Consider the following 17,952-nt stretch of genomic DNA (forward strand, 5'->3'; position numbering starts at 1 on the left):
ACCTCACTGACGCTCCGTAACTCCCAAGACGGGGTGCCCACTTGACCGGAGGTCCCGCCATGGCCGCTCGTGGACGTCACCGCCGCAATCGCACCGGCACGTTCTCCCGCACGTCGCTCAAGGTCACCGCGGGCGGTGCCGGCGTCGCGTTACCCCTTGTCGGGGCACAGCTCGTGCATGCCGCTCCGGACGGGGCCTGGCAGAAGGTCGCCGCGTGCGAGAGCGGCGGGGACTGGGAAATCAACACGGGCAACGGCCACTTCGGCGGGCTCCAGTTCTCACAGAGCACCTGGGAGGCCTACGGCGGCAGGGCCTACGCGCCCCGCGCGGACCTGGCGACGAAGGGCCAGCAGATCGCCGTCGCGGAGAAGGTGCTGTCGGGTCAGGGCCCCAAGGCGTGGCCCAACTGCGGCCCCCGGGCGGGACTTTCGGCCGCAGGCGTACAGGCACGGGCGGCGCGGGCGGCGGACACCGAGCGGCATACGGAGAGCGGGAAGCACGCGGCGCGCGGGGACGGTGCCGAGCAGGCGGAGCGGGCCGAGAGGGCCGAACGGGCAAGAGCGGACCGCTCGAAGAAGGCGACGACGTACGAGGTGGTGGGCGGCGACAGCCTCTCCTCCATCGCGGAGGAACACGAGGTGAAGGGGGGCTGGCCGGGCCTGTACGAGCGCAACCGCAAGACCGTCGGCGGCGACCCGGATCTCATCCTCCCCGGGCAGCGCCTGAACCTGGACAGCACGCACCGTACGGACAAGCCGCGGGCGAAGCCGGGGAACCGGAAGGAAGCCGGACCCGGGGCCGGTTCCGGCGCGGGGTCACGGGCAGAATCCGGAGCCGCCGAGGACTCCCGGCGATCCGGGCAGTCCGCCGGGAAGGACCGGGGCGAGGCGGCCGGGAAGGACCGGGGCGAGGCGAAGGCCGAAGCGAAGGCCGAAGCCGAACGGAAGGCCCAGGCGAGGGCGGTCGCGCAGCAGAGGGCCGAAGCGAAGCGGAAGGCCCGGGCACCGGAACGGAAGCCCGCGTCCCCCGCCGCGTCCGCCCCGGTCAGCGGCGTCGGCCCCGGCACGGCGTACAGGGCGGCGGGCAGCAGCTGGTCCTCCGGCCACCACACGGGCGTCGACTTCCCCGTGCCCACAGGAACCACCGTGAAGGCCGTCTCGGCCGCCAAGGTCGTCTCGGCGGGCTGGGCCGACGCCTACGGCTACGAGGTGGTGCTGCGCCACCGCGACGGCAGGTACAGCCAGTACGGGCACCTCTCGGCGATCTCGGTGCGGGCGGGCCAGAGCGTGAGCCCCGGCCAGCGCCTGGGCCGCTCGGGCTCAACCGGCAACGCCACGGGCCCGCACCTGCACTTCGAGATCCGTACAGGCCCGGGCTACGGCACGGACATCGATCCGCTCGGGTATCTGCGGGGGCACGGCGTGCGTCTGTGACGGCCGCGGCCGCCGATCCCGCGGAGTGCCGACGGCAGTGACCCGGGGACGCGGAACAACTCCTCGTCACCGCTTCCGGTCACCACCGGCACCGCCGGCAGGCATGCCACTGCCGGCCACGGCCCGTCACTGGTCCTCGTCGGTGTCCAGGTCCACCTGTTGCGGTCCCGCCGGGCGGGGCGGCCGATGGTCGACGCCTTCCGCCGCCTCGTCGATGTCCTCGACATCCAGGCCGAGTTCGACATCGTCGTCCTCCGCGACGTGCATGGCCGTCTCCTCCCCCGACAGCCCCTGCGCCGGTGACGCCGTGGAGAAGGTGTCCTGGTTGGCGGCCCGCCACGCCAGCGGATCGTCGCTCAGCTGGCCGGCTTGCTCGTCGGGGAGTTCCTCGGCTCCCTCGTCGCCGACGTCGGGCTCCTCCTCGGCCAGGCGGTCGTCCAGGGACTCGCCCTCGACCTGCTCGGAGAAGGTGGTTCCGTAGCTCTCCACGGCCACCGGCTCGTCCCCCGGTACGGGCGCCCGCTGGGGGTCGTCGGCCAGTTCCGCCTCGGGCGAGCCGTCCTGGAGGTCGGGAATTCCCTCGTCCTCCGGCTCCGCCCCCGGGTCGTGGCCCTCGTCCTCAGTCATGCCACCCGGCGGTACCCGTGTGGTCCAGTCGAAAACGTCCATGACAGGCCTCACCGGGAAGGTGGCGGACGCCGCCTGCGCCTGCGCCGCAGCACGACGATCAGGTCGGTGAGGGCGAACAGCGACAGGCCCCCGCAGATGGCGGTGAGTGTGTACAGAGAGTCGGCGCCCGGCACCGAACCGGGGTCCGTCTGCGTCGCCCAGAACCAGAACAGGGCGGTTCCGGCCAGAAAGACAGGGGTGAAGAGCACCGCGAGTATCAGCCGGACGCCCATGGCGCTACGGGCCGTGACCGGCTCGGTCCCCGTGCGTGGCCAGTACCGTTCGAACGGCTGGGGCGGCTCCGGGCGCTGCGTGCCGACCCGCTGTCCGGGACGGCGAAGTGTCATCTCTCTCGCCTCTTCCCGTTCCGGGGTGGTTCCACTTCCAGTGTCCTCCACAGCGCCCCGCGGGAGCACGGCTGCCGGCCGTCCCGGGCGGCCCCGGCCTGCGGGCCCCCGGCTCCGGGCTCCGGCTCAGGGCTCCGGGCTCCGCTCAGGCCTCGGCCTCGTGGCACACACCGCAGGTGAGACGTCTTGCGTTCGGCGTATGCGTGGACCTGCCCGTTCCGGCCGCCTCGTGAACGGTCTGCGGCGCCACGTGTGCGTGGTCCATGCACAGACCCGCACCGCAGCGGCTGCACACGGCCACCGCGACGGTGTTCTCCTGCAGTGCCCGGCAGTCGTAGCAGTTCATGACCGGTCTCCCTTCGGCAGCCTGCGGCAAGCCGGGCGGGCCCGCCGCGTCCGGACCGGGTTGCCACCGCTGCGGCCGCGGAAACGGCGCACCGTCGGTACGGCGCTCGCCGCATCGGTGACGCGGGCCCCCGGCCGCGACGGATTCGGTACCCGGCACCGAGACCTGGATGCGGGCGCCCTCAACAGCCCGGGGCGGGCGCCGGGTTGACACACGCTCCGGTCAGGGGCGCAGGAGACGGCATGCCGCACGCACCTCCCCGTACGGAATTCGAACCCCAGGTCCGTGGTTCCCGGGCGCCCGCACGCCGATGAGGGTTACGGTGCCATGCATCCGCGCGACGCGTCCGGCGCCGCCGGGTGAACCGGAAGCCAACACAGGTGCGGGGCGGGCCAGTTCGTCCCGTTCTCGGGGCCCTCATCCGGCCGGGAGAAACTTGCCGGGGTGCTATGCCCCGGAAACTCCCGTACCAGCGGACAAGATCAAGCCGTAGAGTTCCCGATTCCTTCCAACTGCCCGGCACCTGTCAGTAGCCTCATGACTCAGCGGCAACCGGCCGTGGAGTGGAACGAGCTGGAGACCCAGATGGAGCGTCCTGCCTGGGCCCCGCAGGGCATAGACCTGACGGTGCCGAGCGTGTCCAGAATGTATGACTACTACCTGGGCGGCTCGCACAACTTCGAGGTGGACAGGGAAGCGGCAAAACGCGCCATCGAAGCCTGGCCGGGGCTGCCGAAAATCATGCAGGCGAATCGTGCCTTCATGCGCCGCGCCATCCGCTACGCGATCAGCGAGGGCGTCACCCAGTTCCTGGACATCGGCTCGGGCATTCCCACCTTCGGCAACGTCCACGAAGCCGCGCAGTCAGCGGACGCCTCCGCCCGCGTCGTCTACGTCGACAACGACCCCGTGGCCGTCGCGCACAGCCGGGCGGTGCTGGAGGGCAACGACTTCGCCGACGTGATCTCGGCCGACTTCCGATCCCCGCAGGACATCCTCGGCAGTGCGGAAGCGGAACGGCTCCTGGACTTCGGGAGGCCCGTCGCGCTGCTGCTCGTCGCACTGCTGCACTTCGTCGAGGACAAGGACGAGCCCTGGAAGACCGTCGGCGAGATCAGGGACTCGCTCGCACCCGGCAGTCTTCTTGTGCTGTCGCACAGTTCGGCGGACGAGGGCCCGATGCGCACCCTCGGCTCGGGCGTACGCGACGTCTACAGACAGACGAGCTCACCACTGATCACCCGCACCCGCCAGGAGATCAAGCAGTTCTTCGACGGCTTCGAACTCGTCGAACCGGGGCTGGTGCCGCTGCCCCGCTGGCGTCCCGAGGACATGCCCGAAGCGGAGGATCCCCTCCTCCTCAGCGGCTACGCAGGGGTGGGCCGCAAGGCGGGAAGCGTCGGGTGAATCCAGGGTCGCAGGAGTCCGAAGGGCTCGAGAAGGACGGACTACGGCGCTTCGCGACCATCTGGAGCCGCGCCGTCTACCCGGTCACGCAGACCTCGATGACGCGTGCCGAACTGGAGGACTACCTCCACCCGTTGGCCGTGCGGCTCTGCGACGCGCTCCACGCCCAGCCCTTCACACCCACCGTGGGCCGTGACGTCGGGGTCGCGCTCGTCGCCGGTCACTTCACGAGCCCGGACGCGCTGCCGCACCTGCTCGGCGTCATCGACTCCTATCTGGTTCTCTACGGGCGCGACCCGGAGAACAGCACTCTCGACGTCGACGAGGCGCGCTCCCGCTGCTCCCGCCTCCAGCACGCCATCGCCGCAGGTTTCACGCAGGCCCTGCGCGACCGCACCCTCAGCGAGCAGGAGTCCCTCTCCAGGGCGGCGCTGGCCGCTCAGACCGCCGTCGAGGAGGCACTGCACGCCAGCGAGACCCGGTTCCGCGCCGTCTTCAACGACGCCACCATCGGCATCTCCATCGCCGACATGGACGGGCGCATCCGGGACGCCAACGGTGCGCTGGCCCGGATGTTCGGCCGCTCCGAGGAGGAGATGCGGCGGCGGAACGTCAACGAGTGGGTGCACCCGGACGACGCTCCCCATGTGTGGCGCATGCACCGGCAGTTGGTGCGGGGCGAACGCGACCACTTCCGCGTGGAGAAGCCGTACCACCGGCCCGACGGCACGGTCCTGTGGACCAACCTCACCGTCTCGCTGCTGCGCGACGCGGACGGCGAGCCGCGCTACCAGCTCGCGCTGCTGGAGGACATCACCGAGCGCCGACTGCTGCATCTGCGTCTGCGCTACGAGGCGACCCACGACGAGCTGACCGGGCTGCCCAACCGCACCCTGTTCGCGGAACGGCTCGACCGGCTGCTCTCGACGAGCGGCGACGTGAAGCGCTTCGGGCTGTGCTATCTCGACATCGACGGTTTCAAGGCCGTCAACGACAGCCTGGGACACGCCGTGGGCGACCAGTTGCTGATCGCCGTGGCGGAGCGGCTGCAGTCCTGCACGGCCGGCTCGGGTCACCTCGTGGCACGCATAGGCGGCGACGAGTTCGCCGCACTCGTCACCGACCCGTCCGGCCCCGAGGAGGTCGCGGAGCTCGCCCGGCAGGTGCTGGCGGCCCTCGCGACGCCGATAGGCGTCGACGGACGTGAGCTGTCCGTACGGGCGAGCATCGGCATCGTCGAGGGGCCGAGCGGCGAGCTGCGCCCCGAAGAGGTCATGCGCAGCGCCGACATCACCATGTACCGCGCGAAGGACGCCGGCGGCAACCGCTACGAGCTTGCCGACCCCGACTCGGACGCGCGTGCCATAGACCGGCACAGTCTCACCAACCGTCTGCCCGCGGCGCTGGAGCGGGACGAATTCTTCCTGGAGTACCAGCCGCTGATCCGCATGAGCGACGGCCACGTGGACGGCGCCGAGGCACTGGTGCGCTGGAAGCACCCGGTGCACGGGCTGCTGGGCCCGGACCGCTTCATCCCGCTGGCCGAACACACGGGTCTCATCGTCCCGTTGGGGCGCTGGGTGATGGAGCAGGCCGTACGGCAGGCGTGCGCGTGGCACGAGGAGCGCAACGCGGGCAGGAAGAAGGGACAGGGCGGCAAGGGCAAGGCAAGAGGCAAGGGCAACGACGACAGCAGGCCGCTGCGGGTCAATGTGAACCTCTCCCCCCGGCAGCTGCACCACCCGGATCTGGTGCCCGACACGGTGGCGGTGCTGGAGGCAGCCGGCATGGCGCCCTCCTCGCTCTGTCTGGAGGTGACGGAGAGCGCACTGATCGGCGCCGACGAGGACGAGCTCAAGCCGCTGCGCCAACTCGCCGAACTCGGCGTGGAGATCGCGCTCGACGACTTCGGCACCGGTTACTCCAACCTCGCCAATCTGCGCCGGCTGCCCGCCACCACGCTGAAACTGGACCGCTCCTTCACCCGGGGGCTGCAGCAGCACCCGGCCGACCCGGCCGACGTCACCTTCGTCGAGGGAATCGTGACGCTCGCGCACGCTCTGGGCCTGGCCGTGACCGTGGAGGGCGTGGAGACCGAGCACCAGGCCTCGAAGCTGCGGGATCTCGGCTGTGACACCGCGCAGGGCTGGTACTACGCGCGTCCGGGGCCGCCCTCCAGCTTCCAGCAGGGGTTCGCGAGTCTTCCCTGAAGCCGGCATCGGCCGCGGGCCGGCAGGTCCGTTCGGCGGCCCGCGGGTCCAGTGGTGCGGGGTTCAGCTGTGCAGCCGCTTGGGCGCCGCCTGCCGCCAGGAGTCGAGGAGGATGTCGCGGAGCTCCTCCACGTCCTCGAGTGCTTCCAGACGTACCCGCACGAAGTTGTAGTTGTCGTCGTGACCCGGCTTGACGAAGAACTTCGCGGGTTCGGCGGCGATCAGTTCGGCCCGTTCCTCCCTCGGGCACTTCACGCCGATCGTCGTGTCGTCGTCGCCGAGCGAGGCGAACATCCTGCCCGCGACGCGGAACGTCGGCTGTCCCCAGGCGAGCTTCTCCGTCGCCCCGGGCATCGACAACGCCACTTCGCGGACGTCGTCGGCCGAGACCGCCCCTGGTCTTTCACCGTCCCTCTTCTTCACCTCTGCTGCTCCCTCCGGACATCCCCGCGCGCGTCTCACACGTGCGCGTCGAGCCATTGCAGCAGGTCGGTGTGGACCTCGTCGCGGTTCGTCTCGTTGAGGATCTCGTGGCGTGCGTCCGCGTAGGCCCGCCAGTCCAGCTCGCGCATCCCCACGTACCGGAAGTCCTCCAAAAGTTCGTAGACGAGGGTCATGCCCTGGTTGCACGGGTCCTGGTCACCGACCGCGATGTGCACGGGAAGGTCGCGCGGAATCCGTGCCAGCTGCGCGGGGTCGTTGATCTTGCGGCTGCCGAGCACCCAGTCCAGGGAGAGCCCCGCGCTGAAGGCGAACCCGCAGCGCTCGTCGCCGGCGTAGACGTCGACTTCGTCCTCGTCGCGGGAGAGCCATTCGAACCCGGTGCGGTGCGGGTACGGGTCGTTGAACGAGCTGAACAGATCGGGCACGAAGTCCGAGACGGCGTCACGGCCGCCCTTGTCGATCTCGTGCTCGAGCTGCCGGATCGCCATGCCGGCCTCGCACCCGGGCAAGGAGCGGAAGGTGCCCGAGAGGATGAGACCGGCCACCCCCTCCCCGTACTCCTGGGCGTAGTCGCGGGCCAGCTGCGAGCCCATGCTGTGGCCGAAGAAGACGAACGGCGTTCCGTCCGGCAGTTCGGCGCGCACACGGTCGCCGACGGCCTTGAGGTCGTCGACGGTCGCCCGCCAGCCGCTCTCCCCCACCACGCCGTATCCGCCCGTGTGCTCGGCGGTGGCGCCGTGACCGCGGTGGTCGGAGGCGACGACGGCGTAGCCGAAGCGGCCGAGGAAGCGTGCGAACCGGTCGTAGCGCTGGGCGTGTTCGGCCGCGCCGTGTGCGATCTGCACGAGAGCACGCGGGGCCCTGCCGGCGCCCTCGGCGTCGTCGGGGAGCCAGGTGTAGGTGGCGATCGTGGTGCCGTCCGCTGCTGTCGTGTGGTCCCGCCGTACGCCGCCCACGGTCTCCGCCTCCTCGCTCGCTGGTTCGCTCGCAGAGGGTAACCGTACGCGGCGGTTCGTGTGCCGTGAAGGTCACCGCCCCTCGATGAGAGCGCCTACTGCGGCCCCCGAGCCATGTGTCTCATTCACGACGTACTGGCCGTACTCGTCGCGCAGTTCAAGCCACCTTCATCGGGTCGAGCGCACTCAGTCGGCCGTGCGCCGTCTTTATGGCACTCGCGATGGCGCGAGTGCGGCACGCGGCGCCTGATCCGGAACGCGCCGGCGCTCCGGGAGCGGCCATGAGACACCACCAAATGGGAGCAAAAACATACAGAGTTCAACGATAGACGGCGCACCCTCGCGAACCCTCACCGGCTTTCCTCGGTGTCGACTTGCCGCCATTGGGCAGGAATTGCTCCCTGCAAGCGGTAGCGAGGCTATGCCGGTGGGTAATGCTGGTGGGGCGCCCCCACAGGCACCGCCCCTGGGCCGGTGTCATGCGCCCCTTTGCACAAGCCAGTTGAAGTTGCAGTAGGGAGGGTTTCAGCCAAACCGGCTGAATGATCTTGAACTGGCGGTGCAACTGTGGAGCATAATGCGGACGGTCTATGCCAGGGGCGGGTTCAAAGCCGATGCACGACCTCCGCCCAACCGGAAGCGGAGCCACCCGCGCAGAAGGGCTCGTCATGCAAAGCTACTTCACGGACCATCAGCACGAGGAACTGCGTCAGTCGGTCCGGGAGTTCGCTGAGACCGAGGTCACGCCCCGAATAGCCGAGATGGAGAAGACCCGTACGGCCTCCGTCGGACTCTCCCGTCTGATCGCCCGTCAGGGGTGGATCGGCGCCACCGTGCCACCCGGATACGGAGGCATGGGCGTGGGCCACCTCGGCAAGACGGTGGTGATCGAGGAACTGGCCAGGGTGAGCGGCGCGATGGGCGCCATGGTGCAGGCGTCACAGCTCGGTGTCGCCAAGATCATTCACTTCGGCAACGAAGAGCAAAAGAAAACCTGGCTGCCGGCAATTGCCTCGGGCGACTGCCTCCCGACCATAGCCGTGACAGAACCCGAGTCCGGGGGGCACGTACTCGGAATGTCGAGCTCCGCCGTGCGTGACGGGGACGACTACATCCTCAACGGCAGCAAGGTCTACGTCGGGAACTCCCACGTGGGGGACCTGCACGGCGTAGTGGCCCGCACCGGAGAGGGCTCCGGCGGCCTCACCGCCTTCCTCGTGGAGGCCGACACCCCCGGCTTCTCGCTCGGCCGTCAGCGTCCCGCCATGGGTCTGCACGGCTTCAGCTTCGGCGAGCTGATCTTCGATAACTGCCGCGTGCCGGCGGCCAACCGGCTCGGCGAGGAGGGTGACGGGCTCGCCGTCGCCTACTCCTCCAGCGTTCTGTACGGGCGCGCGAACCTCACCGCCGTCTCCCTCGGCATCCACCAGGCGATCCTCGACGAGACCTCCGCGTTCTGCGCCGAGCGCCAGCGATACGGCGCACCACTGGGCGAGCTCGGCTCCGTCAAGCTCAAGCTGGGCCAGATGCAGTCACGGCTGATGACGTCACGCCTCGCCGCGTACCACGCCGTGCACCTGCTCGACCAAGGGCATTCGTGCGACGCGGAGTTGATGAACGCCAAGCTGGTGAACGTGGAGAGCGCCCTGGACTCCGCGCGTGACGCCATGGAGATCCACGCTGCGTGCGGGCTCTTCACCGACCGCCCGGTCGAACGCTATCTGCGCGACGCACACCACATCTTCGCTCCCGCCGGCACCTCGGACATCCAGCGGCTGCGCCTGGGCGAGATCGCCCTCGGCACGGCCAAGGGCTCCTGGTCCCAGCGACTGAGCGAACTCGTGCGGCGCGAGGCTGAACCCGTCCGCTGAGCGGAGCGGAAAGCGGCGTCCCGAAGGCCCCGCCGGGCCCCGGAGCCCGAACCCCGGCCCCCTGCCGGAACGGGCTTCAGGGCCCCTGGTGCTCCCGCCGGTGGATCTGCTCCACGAGGTCCGCCGCCATCGACTTGATGGTCTCCAGGCCCTGCCGTCCCCACGGCCGCGGCTCCTGGTCGACGACACACACGGTGCCGAGAGCCATGCCCGTCCGGTCTATGAGCGGGGCCCCCAGGTAGGAGCGGATGCCGATCTCGTCGACGACGGGATTGCCGGCGAATCGCGGATAGTCGCACACGTCCTCCAGCACCAGCGCCTTGCGCCGCACGATGACGTGCGGGCAGTAACCGTGGTCGCGGGCCATCACACGGCCGACCGAACCGCCCGCGTTCGACGACGAGTCCAGCTCAACGGCCTGGTCGGACCCGGGTGCGTACAGACCGGCGAAGTACTGCTTGTCCTCGTCGATGAAGTTCACCATCGCGTAGGGCGCGCCGGTGACCCGCGCGAGATGGCGGGCGAAGTCGTCGAACTCGGGGACGGGAGACTCCCCGAGGCCCAACTCCCTCAGCCGCACCACCCTGTTGGGGGCCTCGGCATCCTCGGGGGTCAGCAGCAGGTGGCTGGTGGGGTCATACGGTGTCGGTGCCATGGGAACTCCTCGTGTTGAGCAGATGCTGGACAAGAGAGACGAGAACCTGCGTGCTGGAAGAGGCCTGCCGGGCGTCACACAGCACCACCGGCACGTCGGGCTTGAGGTCGATCGCGGCCCGCACCTCCTCGGGCTCGTAGTGGTAGGAGTTTTCGAACTCGTTGACGGCGACGATGAAGCTGATGCCGCGCCGTTCGAAGAAGTCCACCGCCGCGAAGCTGTGTTCGAGCCTTCTGGTGTCGGCGAGCACCACGGCACCCAGTGCGCCCTCGGAGAGTTCGTTCCACATGAACCAGAAGCGCTCCTGGCCCGGCGTGCCGAAGAGGTAGAGCACGTGCGAGGCGCTGAGGGTGATGCGTCCGAAGTCCATGGCGACGGTGGTGGTGGACTTGTTCTCGACGCCCTCCAGGCTGTCGGTCGGAGCGCTGACCTGGGTCAGCAGCTCTTCCGTACTGAGCGGCTCGATCTCACTCACCGCGCCGACGAACGTCGTCTTGCCGACGCCGAAGCCGCCGGCCACAAGGATCTTCAGCGCGGTAGGGAACGGATCGGCACGGCTCGCCTCAGAGTCGTCTACGGAGCCCATCCAGCACCGCCTCCAGCAATTCTCGATCGGTCGGGTCGTTTCCCAGCGGCGCACGTCCCGGGGAACGCGAAGTGATGGCTCCGCAGTCCACGAGGTCGGACAGCAGCACCTTGGTGACCACTGCAGGCTGGGCTATCTGTGCGGCGATCTCTGCGACGGAGACGGGACCGCCGCAGAGTTTCAGAACATGGCTGTGGTCAGGGCCCAGGTAGCTCTGCGGCCGGGTCCCGGTGGCCATCACCATGGTCAGAAGGTCGAACTGAGCAGTGGGCTTCGTACGCCCATTGCTGACGGTGTACGGGCGGACCAGCCGTCCCGCGTCGTCGTCCAGCAACGGCTCTTCTAAGGGCTCTTGTCTCATGCAGCCGCCTCAGTGGCCGGCCGGCTGCCGCGCAGGCGTGCCCAGATACGGGCGGACGCTCTTCACCAGCATCGCCATCTCGTATCCGAGCACGGCGGCGTCGGCCTCGCTGCCGGCGAGCACGGCGATGCAGGCGCCCTGCCCGGCGGTCGAGACGAAGAGCAGCGACGTGTCGAGTTCCACCACCACTTGGCGCACCTGGCCGCCCTCGCCGAACCGCACCCCTGCGCTGCGCGCCAGCGAGTACAGCCCGGAGGCGAGCGCCGCCAAATGGTCGGCAGTGTCGGTCTCCAGCCCGTGCGCGGCCTTCACCAGGCCGTCGGAGGACAGCAGCAGCGCGCTGCGCGTGTGGGGCACGCGCTGGACGAGTCCGGTCAGCAGCCAGGAGAGGTCTGTCGTGTGGCCGATTGGGGCTTCGCTCACCATGATCGCGTTCTTCTCCTTCAGGGCGTGAACCGCAGAGCGGGCGGGAGCCGGGCCGACGAGCGGGCCGGGTCCGTCGGAATCTTGGGATCAGACCCGCGGCGCGTGATGCGTACGTACGACCGCGGGCTCGGGGACATCTGATCCGCCTGGCCGGTGAACGGCTGGGAGAGTCCATGCCGAAGGCCGGGGGATCGCGGGCGAGGCACCGGCACAGCCCTAGTCGGCGGGGTGAGGTGCGCCGCGTCCGGTGCTGTCGGTGCTGCGGCCGGCCTCCTCCGCGAGACTGGTTCCCCGCTGGAACGCTGCCATCAGGCCCGGATCGTGGCCTTGCGCCGCCACGTCCCACTCGGCCTCCGCCTGCCCGCCGCGGTCGGCGGGCGCCTCGCGGAGTTCGGGTACGAGGTGCTCCTGGCGGCGGCGCCTGGGGAGTTCGGGGCGCTCACTGTTCGGGGCACCGCCGGCGGACCCGGAGCGTTGAGGCCGGGGCTGGGGGCGGGGCGTGCCGTGCGCCGCGACGGAGGACGAAGAAGGTGACGGGGACGGTGAGGCAGACGGGGACCGTTCGGGCTGGGGCAGCGGCTGCCGCCCGGAGTAGGAGCGGGAAGGCGACTGGGGGCCGGGCGCGTACGGGAGCCTTCCGGGCTCCTCCGGGCGGCGGGCTCCGGGTTGAGCGGCACCAGGCATGGGCGACGGGGAGGGCGGGCGCTCCTGCGGGTGTTCGGTGCTCTCCGTCCTCGCGGGCGGCAGGGGCACCGTGTCACTCGTGGCACCGTTCGTCCCCGCGGTGCCGTGGGCACGCGCGCCGACCGCGGCTCCCGACTGTTCGCCGGCGGCGGGCTCGTCGCCGAGCACCTCACGCGGGAGCACCAGAACAGCCTGGATGCCGCCATAGATGTTGCTCTGCAGTTGCACGACGATGCCGTGCCGCTGCGCCAGCGCCGACACCACGAACAGCCCGATCCGGCCGTCCTGGAGCAGCTCCCCGACATCGATGCGGTCGGGGTCGGAGAGCACCGCGTTCATGCGGTCCTGTTCGGCGACGGGCATCCCCAGGCCGCGGTCCTCGACCTCGATGGCCAGACCCGCCGTCACATGCTGCGCGCGCAGCAGTACCTGGGTCTGCGGTGCGGAGAAGACCGTTGCGTTCTCGACGAGTTCGGCGAGCAGGTGGATCACGTCGGCGACGGCGTGGCCGCGCAGGGTGCCCTCGATCGGCGGCACGAGCTTGACGCGGGGATAGTGCTCGACCTCGGCGATGGAGGAGCGCAGCACCTCGGTCATGGTGACGGGACGGCTCCACTGGCGGCGGGATACGGCGCCGCCGAGCACGGCGAGGTTCTCCGCATGGCGCCGGATGCGGGTGGCGAGGTGGTCGACGTGGAAGAGCCCCTTGAGCAGATCGGGGTCCTCGACCTCGTTCTCCAGCTCGTCGAGGAGCTCGATCTCGCGGTGCACCAGGGACTGCAGACGGCGGGCGAGATTGACGAAGACCTCGACCTTCTCCTCGCTGCCGCCGGAGCTGCTGCGCACCAGTGCCACGGCGTCGGTGACGGCCCGTTCGGCGGCGTGCTGGGCGTGGGCGAGTTCGTACGTGAGGAGTTCGAACGCGTCGGCGTCCGGGGCCGGCTGGGGCGGCAACGGCCTGAGACCCGCAGATGGGCGCTCCCCCCGCTCCAGAGCGCCGAGCAGGGCGCGGATCTCGGAACGTCCGCGTGCCACGGACCGCCGGAGCACGGTGTGGCGCTCCAGTGCGGCGCGGGCGTGTGCGGTGGCGAAGTGCGCGGCACCGAAGACGACGCCGCAGACGAGAAGGAGCCCAGCGCCGAGGACGCTCCAGAGCACGGCGCCGTCTGTGCCCTGCGCGGGCGAGCCCGAGGCACCCGTGCTCCCCTCGACGCTCATGACATACGCCACCACCGCGGCGCCGGCCACAGCGACGATCACCGCGGGAAGCACGGCCAGGCGCACCATGCTGTGCCGGAGCGCGGCGTCGCCCTGAGTCAGCGGTGCCGGGGAGCGTCCGTGCCGCCGCCGGGAGCCGCTCGCCGCGGCCGCGCCCGGGGCTCCCGGTCCGACGTGCAGGGTCGCTCCGTCGGGTCCCGGCGTGGCTACGGGCAGCGGGGCGTTCCCGGAGCGGGGCCCGGAGGCGTGCGCGGGACCGGGGGTGCCCCTTCCTGTCTGCACCGCATGGCTCGGGGGTTCAGGCATCGGATTCCTCGGTTGACTTGATGTCTGCTGGTGGGCCTCTACGAAGCACGAGCACGGTGGCGCATCGACTCGGGCAGAGCCACGGACACGCTAGTGCTCGCAACCACTCATCGCGGACGCAGATGACATATTCGCCACCCTTCGCCAGCTCCTTAAGAGTGAACCTCGCAGCCGTTTGTGCGGGGCACGCGGGGTGATCGTAACGCCCATAAACGGCCCCGCAGTTACTCTTCGCCACACCTGCGCGGATGCGGGCAGGTGTGGTGAGGGGTGCTGTGCAACTCTGCGCCGAACAGGCCGAGTTCGTTCCCCCAAAGGCGCTGAGCTGCGAAATCGCCCGCGCCACGGCCTTGTTGGGAATGCTGGCCGACCGTACCGGGCGGCACGATCACCATCATGACGAACCGTTTCCGGATCGGAATAAATCCGGCCGCCCGGTTTCGGAAGGCGAACCGGGGCCAAGTGCCCATACGCACATATCGGGGACCCGTGAACGCTTGCTGACGCAGGCATATTCACCGCGCGCACACGCACTCGCCACTCAATTCACAAGCTCGCACAATGGGCCGGAAATCGACCCCCCGGGAGGCGTTCCACCGCACGGGCGGACACCGGCGCCACCCTCCGCGTCCGGCCGGGCACCATGTGTCACTTCCCGCCTGCGTGCTCCGTTCACGAGCCTCCCCATGTCGTATCGTCGGATCGGGCATCGGCTGTCGCACAGACGAGGAGCATCCGTGAGCCAGCAGTCCACCGAACCCACGTTGACCGGGGTACGCAACTTCCGCGACCTCGGCGGAATCCCGACGGCGGACGGGCGCCGCCTGCGGCACGGGATGCTCTTCCGCAGCGGCCACCTCGCCCACGCGACGCCGCAGGACGCCGCCTTCCTGGGCGGCCTCGGCCTGCACACCGTCTTCGACTTCCGCAACTCCGCCGACCAGGCCCTCGAGGGCCCGGACGTGGACCTGCCGGGCGTGCGCAACCTGAACATCCCGCTGTCCGACCCGGCGGACGGCGCCGAGTTCTGGAAGATGGTGCGCGACGGCGAGCTGGAACAGCTGCGGACGGTTCTCTCCGACGGCCAGGCCGCGGCCCGCATGATCGCCTCGTACCGTTCGATGGTCAAGAACCGCACGGCGGAGCACAGCCGGATCCTGCACGCCCTCGCGGAGGACAGCGTCCCCGCGCTCATGCACTGCGCGGCGGGCAAGGACCGTGCCGGCCTCTCCGTCGCGGTGACACTGCTGGCTCTCGGCGTGGAGCAGGAGGCGATCGAGGAGGACTATCTGCAGTCCAACTCCCCGCACCGCCGCTACAAGATGCACCGCGGTTCGAACGGAACCGTCTCCCCCGAGGTGGCGGAACTGCTCTCACCGCTCTTCGACGCGCGCGTCGCCTATCTGCACGCCGCCCTCAACACCATCGACGAGATGTGGGGCGGCGTCGAGCCGTACCTCACCGAGGGGCTCGGCCTGGAGCGGGCCACCCGCGAGAGCCTCCGGGAGAAGCTGCTGGAGGACGGCTGACGCGGGGCGGAGCCTGCCTCGTCAGCGGTTCGCCGCCGCCTGTCTGATCAGGTTCCGCCCGAACTCCCACATCAGGCCGCCACCGCCGTGGGCCTCGTCCATGATCTCCTTGAAGGCATGGACGAACCGGTCCACCTCCGGCTCGCCGATCACCAACGGCGGCGTGAGCTTGATGACTTCGAGTTCGTCGCCGGAGACCTGGGTGAGGATGCGGTGCCGCTGGAGCAGCGGCACCACCACCATCTGCGCGAACAGTCCCTTGCGCGCCGCCTGGAGCATCGTCCAACGCCCCCGCAGCTTCAGGGACTCGGGCCTGCCGAACTCGATGCCGATCATCAGGCCGCGCCCGCGCACCTCGTACAGCATCTCGTACTCCCCGACGAGCGCCGCGAGCCGGCCGCGCAGCAGGTCGCCCGTGCGGCGGGCCCTGGCGGTGAGGTCCTCGTTCTCCAGCACGGCCAGGGTCGCCAGTCCGGCGGCCATCGCCTGTGCGTTGGCCCCGAAGCTGGCCGAGTGGATCTGCACCCGGTCCATCGAGGAGTAGACCTTCTTGAAGATCCAGTCCTTCCCGAGCGTCGCGCCGACGGGCACATAGCCCCCGGAGAGCGCCTTGGCGACACACACGAGGTCCGGCCGCACATCCGGCTCGTGCTGGTGGGCGAAGAAGTCCCCGGTGCGCCCCAGCCCCGTCTGCACCTCGTCCACGATCAGCAGCGCACCGTGGCGGTGCAGCAGTTCACGGGCGGCGGCCAGATATCCCGGCGGCGCGGGGTGCACGCCCTTGCCCTGGATCGGCTCGACGATGAGCGCCGCGACCCGGCCGCTCTTCAACTCCCGCTCCAGAGCCTCCAGATCGCCCAGCGGCACGGCCGTGTCCGGCAGGAGCGGGTCGAACCCGCGCCGGAAGACCGCCTCCCCGTTGACGGACAGCGAACCCGTGGTGAGCCCGTGGAAGGCGTGGTCGCAGTAGAGGATGCGCGGGCGGCCGGTGGCGTACCGGGCGAACTTCAGCGCCGTCTCGACGGCCTCCGTGCCGCTGTTGCCGAAGAACACCCGCTCCATCCCGGGCGCGTGGGCGAGAAGCCGCTCCGCGAGGAGCCCCGGCAGCGGGGGGCAGTCGAAGCGGGTCAGGTCCGCGAGCTGCACCTCCAGAACGTCGTGCAGTGCCTGCCGCACCACGGGGTGATGACGTCCGATCCCCATCACGCCGAACCCGGCGAGCATGTCGAGGTAATCGCGCCCCTCGGCGTCGAAGAGCCATGCACCCTCGGCCCGTTCGTAGGCCTTGTCGAAGCCGATGGTCCGCAGCATGCGCAACTGCTGGTGGTTGAGGTGCCGCGCGTGCAGCTCGTACCGCTCGGCTCCGCGCTGCGCCAGCAGTTCAATGAGGTCGAAGTCGCTCATCTCCCGGCCCCCTTCACGGTGTCGGTTGCCTCATGGTGATACGGGCGGCACCGCGTGACGCCGCGCCGCGGAGGTACGGGCTCAGGCCCGTGCGGTCTCCCGGGCCGCGCGGAGCGACTCCTTGAGGGAACCCATGGTGGCCAGCACGGCGGTGGGCTCGTAGCCGCAGTGCGCCATGCAGTTGGCGCAGCGGGCGTCACGGCCCCGGCCGTAGGCCTCCCAGTCGGTCTCCTCCACGAGTTCTCTGTACGTGGTCACGTAGCCGTCGCTCATCAGGTAGCAGGGCCGCTGCCAGCCCAGGAGGGAGTAGTTGGGGATCGCCCAGGCCGTGCAGGGGAAGTCCGCCTTGCCTTCGAGGAAGTCGAGGAAGAGCGGGCTGTGATTGAGCCGCCAGCGGCGCCTGTTGCCCCCTTCGAAGGCTTTGCGGAACAGCTCGCGGGTCTGCTCGACACCCAGGAAGTGCTCCTGGTCCGGGGCCTTTTCGTACGCGTAGGCGGGCGAGATCATCATCTCGTCCACCTTCAGGTCGTCGTTGAGGAAGTCGAGCACCTCGATGACGGTCTGAGGCGTGTCGGTGTTGAAGAAAGTGGAGTTGGTCGTGACGCGGAACCCGCGCCGCTTGGCCTCCTTCATCGCCTCGACCGCCTCGTCGAAGACGCCTTCCTTCGCGACGGATTCGTCGTGCCGCTCACGCAGCCCGTCGATGTGCACCGCGAAGGCGAAGTAGCGGGAGGGTGTGAACTCCTCCAGCTTCTTGCGCAGCAGCATGGCGTTGGTGCACAGGAAGACATACTTCTTCTTCGCCACCAGCTGCCTGACGATCTCACCGATCTGGGGGTGCATCAGCGGCTCGCCGCCGGCGATCGAGACCATCGGCGCACCGGACTCCATCACCGCGCCCACGGCCTGCGCCACCGGCATCCGCTGCTTGAGGAGTCCCGCGGGGTGCTGGATCTTCCCGCATCCCTCGCACTTCAGGTTGCACGCGAACAGCGGTTCCAGCTCCACGATCAACGGGAACTTCTCGCGGCCTCGCAGCTTCTGCCGGAAGAGGTAGCTGCCGATTCGGACGGTCTGACGCAGAGGCATGGCCATGACTC

At 69.8% G+C, this 17,952-nt stretch carries 17 protein-coding genes; 5 read left to right on the plus strand and 12 right to left on the minus strand.

Translation table 11 applies throughout. The annotated features are described in order from the left end of the window. Positions 1 to 59: 59 nt before the first annotated feature. Positions 60 to 1,433: a transglycosylase family protein gene (locus EV375_RS25815; protein WP_130302343.1), complete on the plus strand. Its 1,374-nt coding sequence runs from the start codon at positions 60 to 62 to the stop codon at positions 1,431 to 1,433. 126 nt (positions 1,434 to 1,559) lie between these two features. Here the strand turns inward: EV375_RS25815 and EV375_RS25820 are convergent, their stop codons facing one another. The 3 genes from EV375_RS25820 to EV375_RS25830 all read right to left on the minus strand — a co-directional run bounded on the left by EV375_RS25820 (position 1,560) and on the right by EV375_RS25830 (position 2,795). Further along, complete coding sequence (locus EV375_RS25820) at positions 1,560 to 2,060, minus strand: hypothetical protein (RefSeq protein ID WP_207228464.1); 501 nt, start codon at positions 2,058 to 2,060, stop codon at positions 1,560 to 1,562. 50 nt (positions 2,061 to 2,110) lie between these two features. Next, complete coding sequence (locus EV375_RS25825; protein WP_486588812.1) at positions 2,111 to 2,449, minus strand: DUF6343 family protein; 339 nt, start codon at positions 2,447 to 2,449, stop codon at positions 2,111 to 2,113. Between the two features lie 145 nt (positions 2,450 to 2,594). Beyond that, on the minus strand, positions 2,595 to 2,795 hold the full coding sequence (locus tag EV375_RS25830; RefSeq protein WP_130302344.1) for a DUF2180 family protein: 201 nt from the start codon (positions 2,793 to 2,795) through the stop codon (positions 2,595 to 2,597). A gap of 585 nt (positions 2,796 to 3,380) precedes the next feature. Between EV375_RS25830 and EV375_RS25835 the strand changes: the two genes are divergently transcribed. Beyond that, positions 3,381 to 4,202, plus strand: a complete 822-nt coding sequence (locus EV375_RS25835; RefSeq protein WP_130302887.1) for an SAM-dependent methyltransferase — start codon at positions 3,381 to 3,383, stop codon at positions 4,200 to 4,202. Beyond that, positions 4,199 to 6,412: an EAL domain-containing protein gene (locus EV375_RS25840; RefSeq protein WP_130302345.1), complete on the plus strand. Its 2,214-nt coding sequence runs from the start codon at positions 4,199 to 4,201 to the stop codon at positions 6,410 to 6,412. The genes EV375_RS25835 and EV375_RS25840 overlap by 4 nt, the downstream gene beginning before the upstream one ends. Positions 6,413 to 6,475: 63 nt before the next feature. On the opposite strand, the gene EV375_RS25845 is transcribed toward EV375_RS25840, so the two are convergent. After that, positions 6,476 to 6,766: an MmcQ/YjbR family DNA-binding protein gene (locus EV375_RS25845; RefSeq protein WP_486588873.1), complete on the minus strand. Its 291-nt coding sequence runs from the start codon at positions 6,764 to 6,766 to the stop codon at positions 6,476 to 6,478. A 104-nt stretch (positions 6,767 to 6,870) separates the two neighbouring features. After that, positions 6,871 to 7,812, minus strand: coding sequence for an alpha/beta hydrolase (locus EV375_RS25850; protein WP_130302347.1), 942 nt, complete (start codon positions 7,810 to 7,812; stop codon positions 6,871 to 6,873). A gap of 668 nt (positions 7,813 to 8,480) precedes the next feature. Between EV375_RS25850 and EV375_RS25855 the strand changes: the two genes are divergently transcribed. Next, positions 8,481 to 9,683, plus strand: a complete 1,203-nt coding sequence (locus EV375_RS25855) for an acyl-CoA dehydrogenase family protein (protein ID WP_130302348.1) — start codon at positions 8,481 to 8,483, stop codon at positions 9,681 to 9,683. A gap of 76 nt (positions 9,684 to 9,759) precedes the next feature. Here EV375_RS25855 and EV375_RS25860 read toward each other — a convergent pair whose 3' ends face one another. The 5 genes from EV375_RS25860 to EV375_RS25880 form a co-directional block, all read right to left on the minus strand. Beyond that, positions 9,760 to 10,338, minus strand: a complete 579-nt coding sequence (locus tag EV375_RS25860; RefSeq protein ID WP_055486646.1) for a GAF domain-containing protein — start codon at positions 10,336 to 10,338, stop codon at positions 9,760 to 9,762. Continuing rightward, complete coding sequence (locus EV375_RS25865; protein ID WP_130302349.1) at positions 10,319 to 10,924, minus strand: ATP/GTP-binding protein; 606 nt, start codon at positions 10,922 to 10,924, stop codon at positions 10,319 to 10,321. Before EV375_RS25865 ends, EV375_RS25860 begins: the two co-directional genes overlap by 20 nt. Further along, positions 10,902 to 11,285, minus strand: a complete 384-nt coding sequence (locus EV375_RS25870) for a DUF742 domain-containing protein (protein ID WP_055486644.1) — start codon at positions 11,283 to 11,285, stop codon at positions 10,902 to 10,904. The genes EV375_RS25865 and EV375_RS25870 overlap by 23 nt, the downstream gene beginning before the upstream one ends. A 9-nt stretch (positions 11,286 to 11,294) precedes the next feature. Beyond that, a complete protein-coding gene (locus tag EV375_RS25875) occupies positions 11,295 to 11,711 on the minus strand; it encodes a roadblock/LC7 domain-containing protein (protein WP_130302350.1) in 417 nt (138 codons plus the stop codon). Between the two features lie 216 nt (positions 11,712 to 11,927). Continuing rightward, positions 11,928 to 13,919 (minus strand): sensor histidine kinase, encoded by a 1,992-nt coding sequence (locus EV375_RS25880; protein WP_486588813.1) that lies wholly within the window; start codon positions 13,917 to 13,919, stop codon positions 11,928 to 11,930. A gap of 737 nt (positions 13,920 to 14,656) precedes the next feature. Between EV375_RS25880 and EV375_RS25885 the strand changes: the two genes are divergently transcribed. Beyond that, positions 14,657 to 15,448 carry a tyrosine-protein phosphatase gene (locus EV375_RS25885; protein ID WP_165434854.1) on the plus strand — a complete coding sequence of 264 codons (792 nt, stop codon included), beginning with the start codon at positions 14,657 to 14,659 and terminating at the stop codon, positions 15,446 to 15,448. 21 nt (positions 15,449 to 15,469) lie between these two features. Here EV375_RS25885 and EV375_RS25890 read toward each other — a convergent pair whose 3' ends face one another. Further along, positions 15,470 to 16,852, minus strand: coding sequence for a class-III pyridoxal-phosphate-dependent aminotransferase (locus tag EV375_RS25890; RefSeq protein ID WP_130302352.1), 1,383 nt, complete (start codon positions 16,850 to 16,852; stop codon positions 15,470 to 15,472). Between the two features lie 81 nt (positions 16,853 to 16,933). Further along, positions 16,934 to 17,947, minus strand: coding sequence for an adenosyl-hopene transferase HpnH (hpnH, locus tag EV375_RS25895; protein ID WP_130302353.1), 1,014 nt, complete (start codon positions 17,945 to 17,947; stop codon positions 16,934 to 16,936). Positions 17,948 to 17,952: the final 5 nt, after the last annotated feature.

This window comes from Streptomyces sp. CNZ301, assembly GCF_004217425.1.

What these genes read in the sequence shown, in the direction of transcription:
- EV375_RS25815 (WP_130302343.1), top strand. Translation starts at nt 60, where the DNA reads ATGGCCGCTCGTGGACGTCACCGCCGCAATCGCACCGGCACGTTCTCC.
- EV375_RS25820 (WP_207228464.1), bottom strand. Translation starts at nt 2,060, where the DNA reads ATGACTGAGGACGAGGGCCACGACCCGGGGGCGGAGCCGGAGGACGAG.
- EV375_RS25825 (WP_486588812.1), bottom strand. Translation starts at nt 2,449, where the DNA reads ATGACACTTCGCCGTCCCGGACAGCGGGTCGGCACGCAGCGCCCGGAG.
- EV375_RS25830 (WP_130302344.1), bottom strand. Translation starts at nt 2,795, where the DNA reads ATGAACTGCTACGACTGCCGGGCACTGCAGGAGAACACCGTCGCGGTG.
- EV375_RS25835 (WP_130302887.1), top strand. Translation starts at nt 3,381, where the DNA reads ATGGAGCGTCCTGCCTGGGCCCCGCAGGGCATAGACCTGACGGTGCCG.
- EV375_RS25845 (WP_486588873.1), bottom strand. Translation starts at nt 6,766, where the DNA reads ATGCCCGGGGCGACGGAGAAGCTCGCCTGGGGACAGCCGACGTTCCGC.
- EV375_RS25855 (WP_130302348.1), top strand. Translation starts at nt 8,481, where the DNA reads ATGCAAAGCTACTTCACGGACCATCAGCACGAGGAACTGCGTCAGTCG.
- EV375_RS25860 (WP_055486646.1), bottom strand. Translation starts at nt 10,338, where the DNA reads ATGGCACCGACACCGTATGACCCCACCAGCCACCTGCTGCTGACCCCC.
- EV375_RS25865 (WP_130302349.1), bottom strand. Translation starts at nt 10,924, where the DNA reads ATGGGCTCCGTAGACGACTCTGAGGCGAGCCGTGCCGATCCGTTCCCT.
- EV375_RS25870 (WP_055486644.1), bottom strand. Translation starts at nt 11,285, where the DNA reads ATGAGACAAGAGCCCTTAGAAGAGCCGTTGCTGGACGACGACGCGGGA.
- EV375_RS25875 (WP_130302350.1), bottom strand. Translation starts at nt 11,711, where the DNA reads ATGGTGAGCGAAGCCCCAATCGGCCACACGACAGACCTCTCCTGGCTG.
- EV375_RS25880 (WP_486588813.1), bottom strand. Translation starts at nt 13,919, where the DNA reads ATGCCTGAACCCCCGAGCCATGCGGTGCAGACAGGAAGGGGCACCCCC.
- EV375_RS25890 (WP_130302352.1), bottom strand. Translation starts at nt 16,852, where the DNA reads ATGAGCGACTTCGACCTCATTGAACTGCTGGCGCAGCGCGGAGCCGAG.
- hpnH (WP_130302353.1), bottom strand. Translation starts at nt 17,947, where the DNA reads ATGGCCATGCCTCTGCGTCAGACCGTCCGAATCGGCAGCTACCTCTTC.